General features: G+C 60.1%; 15 protein-coding genes and 1 pseudogene. 2 read left to right on the forward strand and 14 right to left on the reverse strand.

The window, feature by feature from the left end; genetic code table 11:
- Positions 1 to 143: 143 nt before the first annotated feature.
- The 13 genes and pseudogenes from ASE11_RS22860 to ASE11_RS22910 all read right to left on the reverse strand — a co-directional run.
- The coding region (locus ASE11_RS22860; RefSeq protein WP_235501429.1) for a Tn3-like element IS1071 family transposase at positions 144 to 2,197 on the reverse strand (2,054 nt) is incomplete at its 5' end.
- Position 2,198: 1 nt separating this feature from the next.
- Positions 2,199 to 3,158 (reverse strand): annotated as a pseudogene (locus tag ASE11_RS26830) (DUF4158 domain-containing protein); the annotation flags it as partial.
- A gap of 118 nt (positions 3,159 to 3,276) precedes the next feature.
- Positions 3,277 to 3,678 carry a hypothetical protein gene (locus tag ASE11_RS22865; protein ID WP_056277387.1) on the reverse strand — a complete coding sequence of 134 codons (402 nt, stop codon included), beginning with the start codon at positions 3,676 to 3,678 and terminating at the stop codon, positions 3,277 to 3,279.
- A 96-nt stretch (positions 3,679 to 3,774) separates the two neighbouring features.
- On the reverse strand, positions 3,775 to 5,271 hold the full coding sequence (locus tag ASE11_RS22870; protein WP_321166278.1) for an IS5 family transposase: 1,497 nt from the start codon (positions 5,269 to 5,271) through the stop codon (positions 3,775 to 3,777).
- A 347-nt stretch (positions 5,272 to 5,618) separates the two neighbouring features.
- Positions 5,619 to 6,548, reverse strand: coding sequence for a LysR family transcriptional regulator (locus ASE11_RS22875; protein WP_235501430.1), 930 nt, complete (start codon positions 6,546 to 6,548; stop codon positions 5,619 to 5,621).
- Between the two features lie 763 nt (positions 6,549 to 7,311).
- Positions 7,312 to 7,581: a LysR family transcriptional regulator gene (locus ASE11_RS27170; protein ID WP_082585976.1), complete on the reverse strand. Its 270-nt coding sequence runs from the start codon at positions 7,579 to 7,581 to the stop codon at positions 7,312 to 7,314.
- A 231-nt stretch (positions 7,582 to 7,812) separates the two neighbouring features.
- Positions 7,813 to 8,364, reverse strand: a complete 552-nt coding sequence (locus ASE11_RS25605; RefSeq protein WP_082585977.1) for a hemerythrin domain-containing protein — start codon at positions 8,362 to 8,364, stop codon at positions 7,813 to 7,815.
- Between the two features lie 63 nt (positions 8,365 to 8,427).
- On the reverse strand, positions 8,428 to 9,939 hold the full coding sequence (locus tag ASE11_RS22885) for a tripartite tricarboxylate transporter permease (protein WP_056277395.1): 1,512 nt from the start codon (positions 9,937 to 9,939) through the stop codon (positions 8,428 to 8,430).
- Between the two features lie 18 nt (positions 9,940 to 9,957).
- The gene (locus ASE11_RS22890; RefSeq protein WP_056277398.1) at positions 9,958 to 10,446 is read right to left on the reverse strand and encodes a tripartite tricarboxylate transporter TctB family protein; all 489 of its coding nucleotides are present in this window, start codon (positions 10,444 to 10,446) and stop codon (positions 9,958 to 9,960) included.
- A 232-nt stretch (positions 10,447 to 10,678) separates the two neighbouring features.
- Entirely contained in the window at positions 10,679 to 12,046 is a 1,368-nt protein-coding gene (gene fahA / locus ASE11_RS22895) for a fumarylacetoacetase (protein ID WP_056277401.1), read from the reverse strand.
- Positions 12,043 to 13,329 carry a homogentisate 1,2-dioxygenase gene (hmgA, locus tag ASE11_RS22900; RefSeq protein WP_056277405.1) on the reverse strand — a complete coding sequence of 429 codons (1,287 nt, stop codon included), beginning with the start codon at positions 13,327 to 13,329 and terminating at the stop codon, positions 12,043 to 12,045. The genes fahA and hmgA overlap by 4 nt, the downstream gene beginning before the upstream one ends.
- 55 nt (positions 13,330 to 13,384) lie before the next feature.
- Positions 13,385 to 14,383, reverse strand: coding sequence for a tripartite tricarboxylate transporter substrate binding protein (locus tag ASE11_RS22905; RefSeq protein WP_235501431.1), 999 nt, complete (start codon positions 14,381 to 14,383; stop codon positions 13,385 to 13,387).
- A 47-nt stretch (positions 14,384 to 14,430) separates the two neighbouring features.
- Positions 14,431 to 16,047: an FAD-dependent oxidoreductase gene (locus ASE11_RS22910; protein WP_056277408.1), complete on the reverse strand. Its 1,617-nt coding sequence runs from the start codon at positions 16,045 to 16,047 to the stop codon at positions 14,431 to 14,433.
- 99 nt (positions 16,048 to 16,146) lie between these two features.
- Here ASE11_RS22910 and ASE11_RS22915 point away from each other — a divergent pair, with 99 nt between their 5' ends.
- On the forward strand, positions 16,147 to 17,037 hold the full coding sequence (locus ASE11_RS22915; RefSeq protein ID WP_056278058.1) for a LysR family transcriptional regulator: 891 nt from the start codon (positions 16,147 to 16,149) through the stop codon (positions 17,035 to 17,037).
- A 25-nt stretch (positions 17,038 to 17,062) separates the two neighbouring features.
- Here ASE11_RS22915 and ASE11_RS22920 read toward each other — a convergent pair whose 3' ends face one another.
- The gene (locus ASE11_RS22920; protein ID WP_056277412.1) at positions 17,063 to 18,364 is read right to left on the reverse strand and encodes a citrate/2-methylcitrate synthase; all 1,302 of its coding nucleotides are present in this window, start codon (positions 18,362 to 18,364) and stop codon (positions 17,063 to 17,065) included.
- A gap of 110 nt (positions 18,365 to 18,474) precedes the next feature.
- On the opposite strand from ASE11_RS22920, the gene ASE11_RS22925 reads away from it, so the two are divergent.
- Positions 18,475 to 19,617 (forward strand): aromatic ring-hydroxylating oxygenase subunit alpha, encoded by a 1,143-nt coding sequence (locus ASE11_RS22925; RefSeq protein WP_056277415.1) that lies wholly within the window; start codon positions 18,475 to 18,477, stop codon positions 19,615 to 19,617.
- Positions 19,618 to 19,649: the final 32 nt, after the last annotated feature.

Below are 19,649 nucleotides of genomic sequence, written 5' to 3' on the forward strand. Positions count from 1 at the left end.
GGGGTCTCCTCGTTTTCAGTGCAATAAGTGACGGTACGAAAAGCTAGCACTGGCGCGGAGGTGGTGTTGGTAGATCGTTGATTTCATTGACTTTCCTGTTCACTTTCAAATCTGCGATTCGTGGCGTCAAACCGTGGTCGGTTTCATCCATTGGTGCCAGTTATCGATGCATTTGGCCGCGAAGGCAGGATTTGGTCAGCATAGCGGTCAACCGGGAAGCGAAACACACCCCGCAAGTTGATGCTCTCCAGCCTGGTGGGCGCAATCTTCCCGATCAGTTCCGGTGGAATGACCTGGCGGCGGTTCGACCAGCGATCCAGGACCGCCTGCATCTGTGAGGTATTCCACGCCATCACGATGTTGGCCATCAGGCTCAACGCATCGGCCACAGCCTGCATTTCATCGACACGTTTGGCCTGCGCCGGGCTGATCCGGCCGGTATAAATGGCGCGCTTGAGGGCGTTAACAGCCTCGCCCCGATTGAGCACCCGGCGCAACTCGTTCCTGAAAGCGTCCTTGACAAAGTAGTCAGCCAAAAACGCCGTACGCAGCAACCGCCCCAATTGCACGCCAGCCTCATAGATTGGATCGCCCTGGGCGGCAGAACCGAACCGCGCAAGAGCTGCCACCGCACTGGCATGTCCGCTCATGACCGAGGCTGCCAGGTGCACCAGACTATCCCAATGCTTTTCGATCAAAGCGACGTCGACATTGGCTTCGCACACCGCAGCGATTTCTGCGGGCACTTTGGTGCCGCGTGGCACAAAGAGGTGGCGCTGTTTGAGTTCCTTCAACCGCGGGCAAAGATCAAAACCAAGCAAACGGGCATGTGACATGGCAAAGTCGGTGTAGCCATGGGTATCCACAGCAAGCTGGCTGGTCTCCAGCTTTTCTTGGCGGATGACACCTTCAATGGCCACGCCCGCCTGGCGCTCATTGAGCACAAAGGGCTGCGCATGGAAGATGCCCCACCGGTCTTTTACATGGGAGTAGATTCCAATGGAAGGTGTGTTGCGCCGAGGATCAAGCCGGGCTTGCCACACCCGTTTGGTGGTCTCCATGSTCATCATGTCAGAAGATGCCAAATCGGACCGCCCCCAGGTGGCGGCAATCGGGTGTCGCTGCATGAATTCCAGCACAGCCTGGCAGGCCTGGCTCAGACGCCGTTCGTCCCGCGCCCAGCGCATGGCCTGGCGAATGCTGGTGGCAGACAATTGCGGAATCATGCGCGCGCATTCGACCGCAGTCAGACTGGTGCCGTGGGCCATGATGCCGGCATAGACCATCAGCAGCTCGTCGGTAGAGCGCGGCTCACGTCCGAGCATGATCCAGCTAAAGCGCACCTGGGCGTCAACGGCCAGAATCACTTCCGGCAATTGAACCTCACCGATGCGGTGATCCAAAGCCGCGCGCAGCTTGGTCACTTCTGGGTCTTCGTCCTCTGCGGGCAATGGCGACAAATGGAGTTCATCATCCACGCGCAGTACGCCACTGCGGGCTGCAGCGGCCACCGCATCGACACCGGCAGTTACTCTGGCCAGCAAAGGCTTCAAGAAAGTGGCAGCCTTGCTGGGTAACGATAGACGGGCATAGTGTTTCTTGGACTCTGCCTGCCAACGCTCGTCCGTGAAGAACAAGCGCGCACGACCCCGAAAGCTCAGGCTGTGCTCAATCCAGACCGAGCCATTGCGCACCGCGCGGCGCAGGGCAAACAGGGTGGCCACCTCCAACGCCTGAAACGCCCGTTCCCGGTCTGGGCTGGAGATCGAAACCTGCCAGATCATTCCCAGACTTGGTGCCACCACTTCAACTGGCAGCTTTCTGGATCCTTTGAGATATAAAGCTTGCAGCTTGGCAAGGTACTCGATGGCAGGATGCTCGCCGGTGGCCTGCCAGGGCAGCTTTGCAATGGCGACGAGCAACGACCGCACGGGGCGAATTCCATCAATCAATCCCTCGCGGACCAGGGAGGCCCTGCTCGGTGGTTTGCGTTTCTGGGTTTCGGTGATCAAGGCTTCAAGACGGGCACGCAACTCAGCATCTGGCACCGCACCTTGCGCGCTCAAGGCAACAAGTTCGCCGAGCAGCGTTTTGTACATTGCGGCCCAATTGACGGTAGCGGGGACATCGGCGGCAGCCTGACGCCACAGATCGGCGATCCGGCGCTGCACCATAAGGATCAACTGGTCTGTGGTGGNTGCGGCCCAATTGACGGTAGCGGGGACATCGGCGGCAGCCTGACGCCACAGATCGGCGATCCGGCGCTGCACCATAAGGATCAACTGGTCTGTGGTGGTGAACAGGCAATACCGAAGAAAGCATGCGACCTCCACGGTGCGCGCTGGCTCTTTGATCTTGGCTCCGGCTGAGGGCGGCCTGGAGACAAGTCGGCGCGCGTAGCGGCGCAAGATGAGATCGGGGATGTCTGCCAGGTGCTTATGAACGTCCAGCGTGTAAAGCAGGTCGATGCGCTCCAGTACCTCGCTGATTTGGCGGGTTGAGTGTTTCGCCGGTGCAGCCCATAGCCAACTCTGCTGGGTTTGTCCATCTGGGCGCAGCTCTGAAACTGAGGCTCGCCAGCGATCAAGTGTTGCTGGATCAACGCTGGCGGCGATGGCGGTGCCTGTTTCAACTTCAAGCTGGGCAAGTGCCGCCGCAATCAGTGTCCGAATTGCCCGCTCGTGCACGATCACCAGCTTGTTCTTGTACAGCCATTGACGCGCCCGCACGAGTAGCTGATCGCGGTCGGCGCAGCGCGCCACTTCGTCGCGCAGTTCACGTACCAGTGAGCGGCGCTGGTGCTCGCTCATCCACTGGAATCCAAGGACCGTGCAGGCTACTTGTTGGTGATCGAATAGCGTGCGCCCGCGTTCATACATGGCTCTCAGCGAGGCGACTTCTGGTGCTGCAATGCCAAGCTCGTTGCCAAGGTGGCGCCACAAGGCTACTGGAATTACCCGAAAGGCACCGAGCAAACGCCCACTCATGCGCAGGAAACCAATATGGAGCGCCAGACCAAGCTTGTGGGAATCACCTCGGCGTGCATTGATTGCGTCGCGCTCGGCACCATCGAAGGTGAAAAATGCCTTCATCTCGAAGTCGCTGATATCGCGGGGGAGCCCACGCATCCCCAAAAACGTTGTGTGCCAACCCTGCATCGTGAACCTCAAAAGTGGGAGGCCACCATACCCGTTTACAAAGCGAACAGGAAAGTCAATGAAATCAACGGTCTACCCAGACCACCCCCGCGCCAGTGCTAGCTTTGCGTACCGTCACTTATTGCACTGAAAACGAGGAGACCCCTCCCCAGAGCAGTTCGCAGACCCTCTCGAACGGGACGTTCTGCTGCGCGAGCTCGCTGGCCAGATGGCCTCTGTAGCTGGGGCCAGCCTCGGTGATCTCCGTGATGCCGCTGCTCACGATGGGGGGCCCGTGGTCCATCGCGCCGGCCGCCACCGCCCCATGCCCCGCCCGCGCCGCAGCGCGTGCGACAACGCGCTCGATGTCCGCTCGGCTGTACAGGTGCGCCTTGGTTCCGGGCTGGGGAATGCTGCGGATGGCTCCCCGGCTCACATAGGCATAGAGCGTCTGCGGACGAACGCCCAGGAGAGCGAGACTGGCCTTCGCATCAATGAAATCCGGGGGCCGTGAAGGCGCGGGATCAGGGCGTGGGGTCATGAGGTCTCGCACGATTCCAGCTTATGGTGGTAAGACATGACCAAGAACCGCGATATGCCTCCACCGAAATAATTCGTCGTCCCTGATTTATTCATTTCAAGCGGCGGCGACGAAGGCTGATGGCGGTCGTGGGTCAGATTTCAGCCATTGACGGACCGTCTGCAGCCAGTTGGGCGATACGTCGGCGAGTTCACACAGGCGCAAATAAAGTCGCTGTAAGAAGGTGATGCCCTTGCGGGCAATCATGCGCAGCAGCCATTTGATGTTGTAGCCCGCAGCACACAGAACGGCGTGCAGCCGGTCGCCGGTTTCGCCCTTGAGGTGGCAGCGATCCATGCGGTGATCGGCCTTGAGGTGGCCGATGATCGGCTCGATCGCCTGACGCCGCCTGAGCTGGCGCCGATCCTGCTCGCTGATCCGCTTGGCCTTGCCTCGGTGCACGATATGCACATCCGGGTTCTGTGCGTCCACACCCCGATAGCCCAAGTCGACGAACGCCGTCGCTGGCTTGGCTGCACTGTCCTGCATCAGGATCGCGGCCTGCTCCAGTTGCTCATTGAGGGTGTGGCCGTCGTACGGGTTGCCGTGGAAGGCTCGTGAGCCCACTATCAGGTTGCCCTGCAGCGTGCTGGCAATGCCCACCTTCACGCCGAACTCATAGGGTGTTCGGGCCTTGCCCTTGCTGATGCAGTCCACCTCCGGGGCGTGCCAGGCGTAGAGCTTGCGCTGTCCGTCCACCGCTTTGCGCTGACCGCTCTGGTCTGTGATGCGCGCGGCCTTGTTCAGGACATCGCCCAGCGCCTCTCGTACCGCTGCGCCGATGGCGCTGGCCTTGCGATCAATCTCGCGCTGCAACCGGCCGACGATGGTGCGCTGGCGTTTGATGGCGCGCTTCATGCGCTTGAACTGCCGGGCGTGGGCATAACGACCGGCCTTGTGGCTGAGGTGCTGGCCTTCCTTGGCAAAGGTCTGCTTGAGCTCGATGCCGACGTCTTTGGCCGCTGCCACCAGCTTGGTGCGTGCCGTCTCCAGCAGGCGGCTGTCGGTGGGGTGTGCAATCGCCTTGTGCTGCACCGTGCTGTCCACGATCACGCGGGCGAGCTCCTGCGGCTTGATCAGCTTGAGCTGCACTGCCACGTTGATGGTCTGCGCCAGCAGTTCTTCCACGCCTTCTTCGCCCAGGAGCTGGCGGAACTTGACCAGGGTGCTGGCGTCGCAGGGGCGGTGGTGTTCAAAGTACGCCTGGCCCGAGAAGAACTGCCAGGTGGGTGTCTCGCCCCAGCGCTCGACGACGCCCTCGTCGGACTCGTTGAACGCATGTTTGAGGTACAGCAGCGCGATCATGATGCGCAGCGGAACGCGAGGCCGTCCGGCATTGCTGGCAACGGCAACGCGCTGCGCCTGTTCACCGAAAAGGTCCAGGTCGGGCATGGCCACACCGGCGCGGCCTTTGCGGGAGAACACCTGGGCCACCCGTGCTTCGATCTCCTGCCAGGGCATGCGCGAGGACAGCACGGCCAGCGGGTGGCGCAGATCGATCATGTGGTCGATGCGCGAACGGAAGAAATCGTCGGTGGCGGGGCAAGCAAACATCACGGCAGAACTCCCAGCAAACAGCTCCTATTGGAATTCCAACTGGGAGCCCCGGCTATCCGCAATCACCCCGAAAGCCAGTGTTCATGCGGCTTCCCGGGGTTCTTCAGGGACGACTAATTCGTCATCTAATTATTTCATATGCTATCGCTTGGTGGGAGTACTGTGCCCTACGGGCCCGATCATGGAGAAATTGGAGTGCTCGGGTTTTCAAGGGAACTTCACCAAGAATAAGGTGCAGTTGCAAACCAGACCTCGCAAGCTTGGACTTCATCGCCAGCAGAGTTAAATGCAACCTGCTCTTTGAGTGTGTTTTGCAAACTTTCTCCATTCCAGTCAACCACACCCTAGCCAATTACTCGCCTTTGTAAGGTATCCCGCACCAAGGTCCGCAGCCATCGATGGGAGAGATCCTCATGGTTTCGCTTATGCCAGATCTGGATGACTTCGACGCTCGGCGAAGCGAATGGCAGCGGCAGGGCGGTGATGCCCTCTTTGCCTTCGAATGCACTGATCAGGTCCATGGGAACGATGGCAGTCAGTCCAGTCTGGGGAATGATGGTTAAAAGGCCGAGATAGTGGGGAATCGTGGCCACCACGTTCCGATGAATCCCCATGGCAGCCATCGCCTTCTCGATAACTTCCTGGCTTCGGCCTTCCGTCCTGACGGCGATATGGAGCGCCGTCTGGAACGAGACAAGATCGAGTTCGCCACGCGCCGCAATATCCTTGTCGCCCGTAATGCACAGGAACCCGCTGTTGCGCAGTAGCCGCTGTTGAAACACGCCACCGTTCGTGATGTCGGGGAAGTACCCGATCGCTAGGTCGACGCCGCCGGATTCGAGGCCCTCCTCGAGCTTCTCCACGATCGGAGATACTGTTCTCAGCCGGACGCCCGGCGCATGGTTGCGCACCGCGTTGATCACCATTGGCATATAACAAGTCTCGCCGACGTCCGTCATACAAATCGTGAACTGCCGAGAGGACGTTCGCAAGTCCAGAGCTGCCCGGGAGAAGATCTGCCGGCGCGCGAGAGAAAGTGCCTGCCGGACCGGCTCGGCGACCTCCAAAGCCTTCAAGGTCGGCTGCATCTCGTTCTTGACGCGCACGAACATCGGGTCGTCGAAAGCCCTCCGCATCTTCGAAAGCGCATGGCTCATGGAAGGTTGGCTCAGGTTCAGTCGCTCCCCGGCCTTGGACACGCTGCGGGTCTCCATTAACGCCTCAAAGATAATGAGCAGATTCAAATCTTTGTCTGTGGGGTGCATCTTGTTCATGCTATGAACGCGTGTTTAGCACTGAGCCAGAGGTCGCGTGCCGCAAGTTTGAGGGTGCTGTAACCCGGCCCCTGCAACCGCAGTTTCTGAACATCTGACGCTTCACCACCTCGCCTGCATCGAGGTCACTGTGGTCTTCAGCACCGGGTAGCTTTCGAGCGTGGTATGCACCCGTTCGCTGCCACACAACAGAACGACCCCGTTAGCCACTAAAGCATCAAAGTCTGAGACGGCATTGAGGCGAGGTACCGCTGTCCGGATGAGGAGGACATCATTCTTTCATTAAGTCACTTTGGTAGTAGACGCATTCTGAAAAGCGTCGCTCACGACATTGTTTGCTCGACACCATTGTTTTGCCAGCAAGCCTGGTCGACTAGCGCCATCCACAGGCGGTACTGGCCCTACACATGCGTTAAAGCCCCTTCAAAGAAGTCTCAGGACGTGCAAGGTTTTCCGATCGTGAATTTGTAGAGCTTGCAGTTCTTCGCTCGACCCGTTGGTGCAGAGAGTTCTGCCCCGCCGACCTTAATGTCGTTCATCAATGATCCTCTTATTATCTTGTCTCAGCTAGCACCATTTGTCACTACCTGATTACACCATCCCGAATTTTTAACTCACTGACACAAGTGACCCATTGATCAAATCAAATTCTTGTCCTCTTGGTCGACGGACTCCTTTGAAACTCGACCATGGAAAGATCATTAGGCCATCTCAGCCGCTTTGTACCGCAGGAGACGTAAAGAGAAAGTTTACGATCCTGTGATCATGACTGCGAAAGGCTTTTTTCAATGGCTACGACCGCTGAGACAGGACCCTGAACATCCTCGAGCAATGCACGCCCTTCCTTTGTAAGAGCAATTCCTCGAAAATTGCGCTCAACCAAGCGTTTCCCTACGCACTTCTCGAGACGCGTTAGGCGTCTGCTCAGCGCTGGTTGAGCGAGGCGAAGCACTATTGCGGCTTCAGATATGCTCCGACAGTGGGCCACGACAACAAAAGCGCGGAGATCATCGAATACAAGAGTCGTCTGCATATTCCTAATTATCCCAATTGGCGTGATGCACTCAGTCTATTGGGAATAATTCAGTGATCGAGGGCGGCAATTTTTTCTTACGCCACTCCTTCGATCTGGGTGTGGGCATGCCTTTTCTCATGACGCTTTCAATCTGCTTGACACGAAAATTTTAAAAACAACCGCGAATGTTACAAGCATGTAGCCAATTAACTATTTACCCCCACAACTTCCGACTCTTGTGGCTTATTATCAAGATCCCCGCAAGCCGCGACGTGCAGCACGAAAAGCGTGGCGTGTGTGCAAAGCGAGTCCAAGTGCTGCCATTTTGGGATCCCTCCGGCCAAGAATTTTCTCTGCCAGAGGCAAGAATTCGCGTTCTTCCAGCCTCGCATGAGCTGTATACTGATCTACGAGTTTCTGAACAGCTGCTTCATCGATTTCGACAATGTGTCCTTTCGCGAGCTTCACCAGCTTGGGCTCTAAACGTACCCATTGAGACTCAATTTCCCTATGCTCTGCTGTAAGTCCATCCACCAACGTCCGAGCAATGGACTGTTCCTCTCCAGGCTCTGCATTGGCCAGGACAGCAGGAAACAAATCTCGCTCTTCTTCTGAGTGATGGTCAAACACTGCCACTCTGAAGAACGCTACAGTATCCTCAGCTATCTTCCGGGCACTGGTTGCCGCCTTAACAAGACTAGTGATTTCGCCAAACCTATTTAAGTGTGAAATAATCCCATCATGACAACTGGAAAAGCTATCAATGGGAGAATTACTGCTCAAGTTTGAGTCGGCGGTCATGCTAATGTCCTCATGAATTAATCAGGGTGATGTATGGCTATACTGAACGCCTCAGAGTAACCTTCAATCCTCGACGAAGGCCTCTTCGCGCTTCTTCTTCACGGCCGGCAGCAGGACGATCGTCAACAGCACCAGCGCCACCACCAGCAGGCTGGCCGAGATCGGACGGGTCACAAATACTGACCATTCACCTCGCGAGATTAACAAGGCGCGCCGCAGGTATTCCTCCATCATGGGCCCCAGGATCAGGCCCAGCAGGAGCGGTGCGGGCTCGCACCCCAGTTTGATGAAGACATAGCCGATCAGGCCGAACAAGGCGACCATCCAGATGTCAAAGCTGTTGTTGTTGGTCGAGTAGACGCCGATGGCACAGAACAGCACGATGGCCGGGAACAGCCACTTGTAAGGCACGGTCAGCAGCTTGATCCAGATGCCGATCAGCGGAAGGTTCAGGATCACCAGCATGGCGTTGCCGATCCACATCGAGGCGATCAGGCCCCAGAACAGTTCGGGGTTGCTGGTCATGACCTGCGGACCCGGCTGGATGTTGTGGATGGTCATGGCGCCGACCATCAGTGCCATCACGGCGTTGGGCGGAATGCCCAGCGTGAGCAGCGGGATGAACGAGGTCTGGGCGCCCGCGTTGTTGGCAGCTTCGGGCGCGGCCACGCCGCGGATATTGCCCTGGCCGAACGGGATCTCGCCTGCCTGCAGTTTGGTCTTCTTCTCGATCGTGTAGGCGGTGAAGGCCGAGAGCAGCGCGCCACCGCCGGGCAGGATGCCCAGCGCCGAACCCAGCGTGGTACCACGCAGCACGGCAGGCAGCATGCGCTTAAAGTCCTGGGCGGTCGGGAAAATGTGGTCTACCTTGCCGGTGAACACCTCGCGCTTCTCGTCCGGGTGCGACAGGTTCTGGATGATCTCGCCGTAGCCGAAGATACCCATCGCGATGGCGAGAATGCTGATGCCGTCTGTGAGCTCGGGGATGTCGAAACTGTAGCGGGCCACGCCGGAATTCACGTCGGTGCCGACCAGGCCCAGCAGGAGCCCCAGCACGATCATGGACAAGGCCTTGAGCAGCGATCCGGAGGCCAGCACAACGGCCCCGATCAGGCCCACCACCATCAGCGAGAAGTACTCGGCGGGACCGAATTCCAGCGCTACCTCCGTCAGCGGCGCGGCAAAACCGGCCAGGATCAGCGTACCCACGCAACCGGCAAAGAAGGAGCCCAGGCCGGCGGCCGCAAGGGCCGGGCCTGCCCTGCCCTTGCGTGCCATCTGGTAACCGTCCAGCACCGTTACTACGGAGGACGATTCGCCTGGCAGATTCACCAAGATGGCGGTGGTCGATCCGCCGTACTGCGCACCGTAATAGATGCCAGCGAGCATGATGAGGGCCGCCACAGGCGGTAGGCCATAGGTCGCCGGCAGCAACATGGCGATGGTGGCCAGCGGGCCGATGCCGGGCAGCACACCGATCAAGGTGCCCAGCAAGCAGCCGACGAAGGCGTAAATCAGATTCTGGAAGGTGAACGCGACGCCAAAACCCAGCAGCAGGTTGTTGATCAGATCCATGTTCTTGTTCTCCTCGGATCAGTTGGCCAGGAACCAAGGCAGCACGGGAAACTGCAGATTGAGCAATTTCACGAAGGCCACATAGCTGCCAACGGCCAGGATCGTCGCCAAAATGATCGACTCCCTCAGTTTGCAGCCTTGTCGGGCGTAACCGGACAATGTGACTAGGCCGAAGATGGCGACGATGAAACCGAATGGAGGCAGTCCAAAGGATGGCACGCCCACCAGCAAGGCACCGAACAGCAGGTTGGCGCCCAAGATGAACACCAGAGGGCGCCAAGCGATCGAACCGATCCGGTCGCCACCCGGAGGGCCGCTGCGGAATGAATTCACAGCGACCAGTGCACCCAGGCCGACCAGAATCAGGCCGAGCATGAACGGAAAATAACCGGGCCCCATGCGGGCCGCTTGTCCAATCTCGTAGTCCACGGCACCCCAGGCGAACGAACTTCCGACGATCATGAACATGAGGCCGGACAAAAAATCTCTCTGACTAACCAATGGCACAACTTGTCTCCTAATTTTCTGCATGCTTCTTAGTTATCGAAGCTTATTATTTTATACCTAAGCATTCAAGGAATAACGTTAGGGTATACACCTAGGAAAGGTAACGCAACGCCCTTATCGACAGAGTTGGTATCTAACTTCGCCGGATCCACTTTCCACTTGAGGTGTGTCCTTCGAAGCGTTACGCGAAAATCAGCGGCGCGGACTCCGGGTACCAGAAGCGAGCAATGGCTTAGTCGCCGTGGGGATGGCCGGTTTGAGCTGGGTGCAAGGCGCCTGGAGTGTCGAATGGGGCCGCCCGGATAGTGCCGACGCATTCTCCAAATCCGATCCGCTGTGCTCCTTCGCGCTCGCACCAAGCGCGCAAGGAAACCGTATCTCCATCCTCCAGGAAGATTCGACTCTCTCCCGAAGGCAGCGTGATGGCTTCGCGCCCTCCGATGGTTTTCTCGATCAGTGAGCCAGCCTGCGAGGGATGTGGTCCGGACAGTGTGCCGGAGCCGAGCAGATCTCCTGCGTTGAGATTGCAGCCCCCGGCCGCATGGTGTGTCAGCAGCTGGGAGGGTGTCCAGTAGGCGGCTTCCACGAAGCTTGAGCGTGACAGGCACACAGGCTGGCTGCCCACATGCTTCATTTTCTCTGTTTGGAGCAAGACCTCGAGTTGGACGTCGAGCGAGCCGCGGGCCATGTTCTCGTCAGACCGCAGGTAGGGCAGCGGCTCGGGATCACCCTGTGCTCGCCGGCAGTAGGCCCGAAACGGTGCCAATGCCTCAAACGTCACGATCCAGGGAGACAAGGTGCTGGCGAAGTTCTTGGACAGAAACGGACCCAGAGGCTGGTATTCCCAGGGCTGGATATCCCGAGCAGACCAGTCGTTGAAAAGCGCCACGCCAAACAGGTGGCTTTCGGCATCTTCGATGGGGATGTGCGCACCTCGCCGATTGCCCGGGCCTACAAAGAAGCCGAGTTCCAGTTCGTAGTCCAGGCGCTTGCTGGGCCCAAAGTCTGGCGTGTCGGCGGTGCCCTTGCTCTGGCCGTGTGGGCGGTAGATGGGCTCACCGCTGACAACCACCGAAGAACTGCGACCGTGGTATCCGATGGGCACCCACTTGTAGTTCGGAAGCAGTGGGGTATCTGGTCTGAAAAGCCGACCAACGGCCGTGGCATGGTGGATGCCGATGTAGAAGTCGGTGTAGTCGCCGATGGTCGCGGGCAGTGCATGCTCCGCCGCCGATTGCGCAACCAGGCATGCTTCCAGCGCATGGCGCTCGTTCGCGCCTTCACGCAGCGCGCGCGACAGCGCCAGTCGCAGCGCGGACCAAGCGGATGTGCCCATGGCCATGAAATCGTTGAGCCGTTCGCGCGATGCCGAGACCGCTGCGCCCTGAGCCAGACCGTTGAAGACACCTCGATGAACCGCCGAAGCCAAGTCGAGGATCTGGTCTCCGATCGCAACGCCTCCTCGAAACGACTCGTTGGATCCGCGTCGCCGAAAGATACCGAAAGGCAGGTTCTGAAGGGGAAAGTCCGTCGCGCCGTCGTTCGCCGAGGCCACCCAACTGCGCAGGTCAATCGAGTGGGTTTCGTTCAAGGGCGTCATGCTTGTGTCGGGTTGAAGTGCTTCTTGAGGTCTTGCCAGCAGCGGTAGTAATCGTGTTGCAGCTGAGCGGACTCCATGGCAAACCTCGTTGGCCTGAGTACTTCGTTTGACTCGAACATGAAGGCCATGGTCTCGGTCAGATAGTCCGCTCGCGCTGTGTCTGCAGCGCTGGCTTTGGCAAACGTGTCTGCGTCAGGGCCGTGCGCGCTCATGCAGTTGTGCAGGGACGAACCACCCGGCACGAAACCTTCCGCCTTGGCGTCGTAGGCGCCGTGAATGAGCCCCATGAATTCGCTGGCGACATTGCGGTGGTACCAGGGTGGCCTGAAGGTGTCCTGCGCTACGAGTATGCGAGGCGGAAAGATCACGAAATCGATGGTGTCGACACCCGGGGTGTTGCTGACGGATTGCAGCACGAGAAAGATCGAAGGATCTGGATGGTCGTAGCTGATTGAACCGATGGTGTTGAAACGCCGCAGGTCGTACTTGTAGGGGGCGTGGTTGCCATGCCAGGCAACCACGTCCAAAGGGCTGTACCCGATGCGCGCGCTCCAGAGATTGCCCTGGAAGCGGGCGACCAGTTCGAAATCGCCTTCCCGGTCCTCGTAGGCCGCGACGGGGGTAGAGAAGTCGCGCGGGTTCGCCAAACCATTGGAACCGATGACGCCGAGGTCCGGCAGCTTCAGGGCGGCGCCGAAGTTCTCGCACACGTAGCCGCGCGCGCGGGCGTCTGGTAGCCGAACCTGAAAGCGCACGCCTCGGGGAATCACGGCGATCTCCTGGGGTTCCAGGAGCAGGCGCCCCATTTCCGTTGCCAGCTCAAGGCGACCCTCCTGGGGGACGATGAGCAACTCCGCGTCGGCGTCGTACAGGAAGCGATCTTCCATCGACCGGTTGGCGGTGTACACGTGAATGGCACAGGCCGCATTCACCGCCATGGTGGTCATGCCATCGATGAAGTCGGTGGGCTGCCCAGGCAAAGGGAGCGGATCCCAGCGCAACTGGTTCGGCGTCACCGGCGCATCGTCGGCCCGGCTGATCCATCGACCTGAATCCAAAAGCACAAAAGGCTGGTGCATGGTGGATGGTCGAATGCGGTACAGCCAGGCGCGGCGGTTGGCATGCCGGGGCGCGGTGAACGCCGTGCCAGAAATCTGCTCGGCATAGAGCCCATAGGGTGCGCGTTGTGGTGAGTTGCGCCCTTGAGGGAGCGCCCCGAGGAGCGCTTCAGAGGCAAACTCGTTGCACATACCCGTTTGGTAGGTGATGGGAATGTCCGGCATGATTTCGTCACTCGGTGATTCGTGATGGCATGAGGAGGGAACGAAGCGTTTCAATTCATTCGGCACGCGCGCCGGTTTCTTTGATGACCTTGGACCAACGCACCGTGTCTTCGTGCATGAGTGCCTTGAGGGCAGCCGGGGTCGACGGAGTCGGCTCCAGCCCTTGCGCTTCCAGAGAGGCCTTTACGGCAGGGTCGCGCAAAGCCCGGCCGACAGATTCTTCGATCTTGGCAGCGATGTTGGCTGGTACACCTGTGGGGGCGACGAGGCCAATCCAGACCTCGCTGCGGAAGTCTTTGAAGCCGGCGCTGGCCACGGTCGGAACGTTCGGCAGGTAGGACAGAGGCTGCTCGCCACCCACCGCCAGCGGGCGCAGGGCGCCGGTCTTGATGTGGGGCAGCACCGAGTTGGCGACGCCAAAAAGCACCTGGATCTGGCCACCGAGCAGATCCGCGACCACGGGCTGCGCACCACGGTATGGAACGTGCACCATATCGATACCAGCCATGCTCTTGAAGAGTTCCCCAGTCAAATGGTGTGGCGTGCCGACACCAGCGGAACCATAAGACAGCTTACCTGGCTGGGCTTTGGCCAGCGCCACCAGCTCCTGGGTCGACTTCGCAGCGACATTGGGGTTGACGACGAGGACAAAAGGAACGCGCCCTAACTGGGTGATGGGAACGAATTCCTTGACCGGGTCATAGCCAGCGCGCCCATCTGGATAAAGGAAAGGGTTGGTGACGAAGTTGTTGGCAACCACCAGCAAGGTATAGCCGTCAGGTGCCGCCTTCGCGGCCAGCTTTGTTCCAAGATTGCCGCCAGCCCCGGGACGGTTTTCGACGATCACCGGTTGCTTCCAGTACTCGCTGAGCTTTTGTCCTACCGTGCGGGCAAGAACGTCGTTGCTTCCGCCGGCGGTGAAGGGAACCACGATCGTGACGGTCTTGCTGGGGTACTCGTCGGCATGGGCCGGCAGCGCAGCGTTCAGCCCGAGAAGCGCAAGCACAAGCGCTTTGGTGGCGCGGCCAAGGGCAAGAGGTTTGAGCATGTTCATGAGGATGTCTCCTTGTGTTATCGATGGGAAGGGGAAAGCGATTCGAACTATCCGGCGCCGCGCACGGTATCTACCAATTGGTCCGGAGAAGTCACCTGGGCGCCGCGCCAAGCGACATGGCCATCCGGTCGGACCAGTACGAGGGGGCGCTCATATGCGGCCGCCACATCAGCTTGCTCGATGGATTCGATCCGGAATGGGACGCCTTTTGCGGCAAACGCCTCGGCCAACGTGTCCGCCTCGTGCTGAAGCCTCGGGTCGGTGCACACGAGCACGAACCCTTGGCCGAACAGATCAAGCGTCGAGCGGCCATCGCTGAGCCATACGTGCGGCGCGCGCGAACCAGGCCGCGTCGTGGGGATGTAGGTCGAGTATTCATCCGGGGTCGGCGTCGTGCCGTCCGGTATGCAAATGGGAGAGTCGTCGTAGCGGTGGCCGAGTTGCAGACCCAGCGACTCCCACTCCACCCGGGTCGATTCGCGCAGGCGTCGGCCAAGGTCCTGGCGCACTTGCTCTCCTTCGGGCGTCAGGTCGCAGACCGCTGCCGGGCTGGGGGTGTCTTGCCATGCCCTGAAGTTCTGGGTGGAGAAACCGATGTTGCGTCGCGCGACCGGTCGGCGCTCGGCATCGTAGCTGCGCAGCAGGGCAGGACCGCCCCAGCCCTTGACAAGTCCTTCGAGCTTCCAGCCAATGTCCAGCACCTCCTGCGTACCCGTGTTCATGCCCATGCCGCCCGTTGGCGACATCGTGTGCGCCGAGTCGCCGACGAGGACAACGCGCCCCTGGTGGTAGCGATCGGCGAGCATCTCGCTGCGTCGCCAGGGGATGGTGGAGTCCACATGAAACGCGACATCGTCGCGACCGATCGCTCGGCGGACCCAGGCCGCCGCGTCGAAATTCTTGAGGTCCATCTTCTCTTCGGTACCCAGCACGGTCAGGCGCCAGATCTCATTCCCGTCGACGACCGTCAGGTTGCCCCAGGTCCCCTCCGGGCCAACGAAGAGATAACGCTCGGCAGGCCCCATTTTGTGTTGGTTCACCAAGCCTGGCGCGTGGAGCAGGATGTTGACGGAGTAGCTGAGCAGCTTGCCTTCCATCTTGATGCCGACCTGCTCCCGAACACTGCTGGTGGCACCATCGCAACCGAGCAGGTAGTCGGCGCGGATCGTGACCGGCTCGCCCGTGTTCAGATCGGTGACCACCGCCGTGACGCCTTGGTCGTCCTGCTGCAACGATTCGAAGCGGTGCCTGAAGAGCAGCCTGGTTTTCGGTTCCGCTCGTGCAGCATCGGTAAGGATGGGCTGTAGCCACAACTGAGGGCAGCGCTGCTTCTTTTCGGGCGTCTCGGGCGGTGTCGGCGCATCGCGCATGCTCGGGTACTTTTCCTGGTCGAGCAGCAAGCCGTTGAGCGAGGTGCAGAAGACCATGGAAAGCTCATAGTCCTCCGGGAAACCGCACTCGCGCACGCGCTGGGCCAGACCCCAGCGCCGGAACAACTCCATCGTCCGCATCGCGATGAGGCCGGTGCGCGGGTGCTCGATCGTCCCGTCACCCTCGTCCACAAGCATCGATTCGATACCCCTCCAGCCCAGCTCGATGGCCATCGAAAGGCCCACCGGGCCTCCACCCACGATCAGCACAGGCGTCTTGATCATTGTCTCCATAAGTTCGTTTCCTTGATGTGTTTTTGATCCGTTCGAAAAATGATCTTCGAGAAAGGCAACCACGTCCAATCGATATTGGAGAGAAATAGAATTCAGGATATGAATATCAAGACGTTCGACTTGAACCTGCTGAGGGTCTTCGCCGCTGTCTATGCGGAGCGCAATGTTTCCAAGGCGGCTGTCGCTGCGGGTCTGTCGCAACCCGCGATGAGCAATGCGTTGCTTCGGCTGCGCAAGGCCTGCTCCGATGTGCTGTTCATCCGGACATCGCGAGGCATGGAGCCCACTGCGCTGGCCGAGGAACTCATCGATCCGGTTAGGCACGCGCTGTCGATCCTCCAGGCGTCCTTGGAACACCCTCACGGCTTCGATCCGCGAGAGTCCGAACGGACGTTCAAGATCCTCATGTCAGATGCAGGTGAAGCCATCGTTCTGCCCCAACTGGTACCCGCAGTGCTCAGGGAGGCACCTCACGTGCGCATCGAAGCGCTACGGCGCCCCAATGAGCTCTATTCGCAGATGCTTCAGAGTGGAGAAGCGGATCTCGCCATCGGAAACCTCGCGTTTCTGAAGACCGGGTTTTACCAACAGCGCCTCTTTGGCGACCCCTACTGCTGCCTGGTGCGAAGAAAGCACCCGTCGATCAGTGGCGAGTTGACTCTTAAGCAGTTCCTGGAAGCGCAGCACGTTTCGGTTGCCACTGGAAACGCAGACGCCTTGGTCGAGCGCACGCTTGCGAAGATGCGTGCGAAGCGCAAAGTCGTCCTGCGCGTGACCCACTACCACGTCGCGGCAGATGTCGTCGAGCGGTCCAACCTGGTGGTCACCGTTCCCCGCAACGCGGCGCGCAACGCCCGGGGCGTTCAGATTCTTCCTGTACCCTTGAAGATCCCCGCCGCGGATGTGCGCCAGTTCTGGCACAGTCGCGCGCACAAGAATCCGGCCAACCAGTGGCTGCGGTCGATGCTGGCCAAGCTCGTGTTCGAATAGTCACGGCGAAGGTTGACGGGTCTTCTCAACTGGATCCCTGCTGCCCCATGTATCTGGCCCGAGGCCGCAGCATGGCGCCGGTCAGGCGTTGCTCCAGTGCGTGGGCGATCCAGCCCGTGGTGCGTGCGAGGGTGTGCAGCATCGCGCCCGTTCCGTTGGGCAGCCCCATCGCCTTGCAAAGCATCACGAGGGAGGCAAACACATTCGGATGCTGTCCCGCCTGGCGGGCGCCAACCACCAGCGCCCGTATCTTCGGCGTGTCAGGGCCGTGCGACGTCAGGCGTTCCATCATGTCGAGCAGCACCACCGAGCGGGGGTCCTCTCCTTCATACAGGGGATGGTTGAAGCAGGGCAGTTCGTTGCTCATGAAGCCCATGGCCGCCGCCAGCGACAGAGCGTCTTCGGACTCCAGTCGCGAAGGCAGCGCGTCGATCAGGGCCTCCACTTCCACGGCGCCGCCCACCTGCATCGCTCCGGACTGGGTCAGCATCGCGGTGGCGACGCAGGCGTGCAGGTCGGCGCCCGTGGAGGCGCATATCCGTGCCGCGAACGATGGCGCCGACAGTTCGTGCTCTGCGGACATCACCAGCGCGGCATCGATGGCCTGCACGGCATCCACACGGTCTCCCAGGCCGAGCCCGCGGGCGATGCACTGCGCCACGAACTCGCCCTCGCGGGGAGCGGAAAACCGCGCGTCCGGCCCGAAGACGCCGGCCGTGCCGGCCAGGGTCTGCAGCAGTCGCCGGTACGTCGCAAGACCGGTCGCCTGTATGTCATCTTCGGCCTGCTCGAATGCCGACAGCGAGGTCGCCAGCAGCGTCAGCAGCTTGAGCGGCGTGACCCTGTCGGCCGGGTGCGAGGCGAGCTTGATCAGGTGCTCCAGTGGCCGGGTTTCCTGCAGGGCTGGCCATGCAACGTCCCGGGTGCGCGCAAGCCCCGTCCAGATGAGTTCGCTCGCGAATTCGAATGATCGTCCGTCGCGCACCAGGTCGCGCGCAAGTACGCCGCGGTAGCGTGGCCCCTGGGCCGTGATCTCGCTGATCCACGTCTGTGCGATGGGTTCCCCGTAGCGCAGGGAGTGCGAGACCTGCGGTCCGCCCGAGCGGGCGGCGGCCCGGCTTCTGAGTTTCTCGACATCGGCCTTGCGGTAGAGCTTGGCCTTCACGCCCGGGCGCTGCACCGTCTTGATGAGCCCTCGGCTGACGTAGGTGTACAGCGTTTCCCGGCGCACACCCAGGGTCGACGTTGCTTCGGCGCTGCTGACGTACTCAACGTCGTTGATCTGGCGCTTCTGGCGTCGCGTCTTTGTATTTTCTTTCGGCGGCATAGGGTTCTCCCGGTGAAATACGTCGATTCTCACATCGATCTATACATTGATCAATGTATTGCCTAACATCCGCGGCACTCCGTCAACACCCTTTTGAAAGGACAACCACCATGCAAGTCGCCGAGCAACAACTCCTGGACCTTCGTCCCAAGTTCAAGGAAACCCGCAAGAAGCTGCTCAGCGCACGGCACCTGCCGGGCGAGGTGTACAGCTCGCCGGAAATCTACGACATGGAGAAGCAGCAGATCTTCATGAAGTACTGGCTCTCCGTGGGGCGTGTCGAGGAGATCCCCAACGTCGGCGACTACTACACCTTCCAGGTGATGAAGGAGTCGATCGTGGTGTCGCGCCCTGCGCCCGATCAGATCGTCGCCTACATGAACCAATGCCTGCACCGAGGGGTCGAGGTCGCGGTGGGCAGCGGCAACGCCAAGGAGTTCAGCTGCCCCTACCATGCGTGGCTGTACGACGTGAGCGGCAAGCTGGTGGTCGCGCCCGGCATGAAGGCTTCGGAGGTCGATCTGAAGAACTGCAGCCTGCGGCAACTGCACGTCAAGATCTGGCGCGGCTGGATCTTCGTGAACTTCAGCGACGAACCGATGTCCTTCGAGGACTACATCGCGCCCTTCGAGGAGCCGCTGTGGTGGTTCCAGACCGACCAGTGCAAGCTGGCGCAGAAGGTCGAGATCGACGTCAAGTGCAACTGGAAGTTCCTGGTCGAGAACCTGATCGACATCTACCACGTGGGCGTCATCCACAAGGGGACGTTCGGCGGCTTCGTCAAGGGCGAGCAGGTCCGCTTCAACCTGCTGGCCAATGGCGGCTGGCATACCCAGTACGAAGCGCGCCCACACTCGAAGTCCGGCGACCAGGTCTTCCCGACGCTGCCCTGGGCACAGGACAAGCCCAGCGGCATCGCCTGCAAGGCGGGTATCTATCCCAACCTGAACCTGTCGATGCGTGCCGACAGCGTTCGCATGTGGCACATCTGGCCCATCTCGCCCACGGAAACCCGGGTCATCTGCTACCTGCTGTTTCCGCAAGCCGCTTTCTCGATCCCGAACTACGACGAAGAGATGGACAAGTACGTCGGCTTCGTGCGTCAGATCATCGCCGAGGACGCGGTGATGGTGGAGGGCATGCAGAACACCGCGGGCTCGAAGTTCTTCAAGCCCGGCCCGATGTCGCCGCTGGAGGAAGCGCTGTACCACATGGAAAACCACTATATCGACGCGATGACGTCGCAAGACTGAGGCAGCCGCCATGGGAACAACTGTGTGGAGAC

It is taken from the genome of Hydrogenophaga sp. Root209 (assembly GCF_001428625.1).
GTDB lineage: Bacteria > Pseudomonadota > Gammaproteobacteria > Burkholderiales > Burkholderiaceae_C > Hydrogenophaga.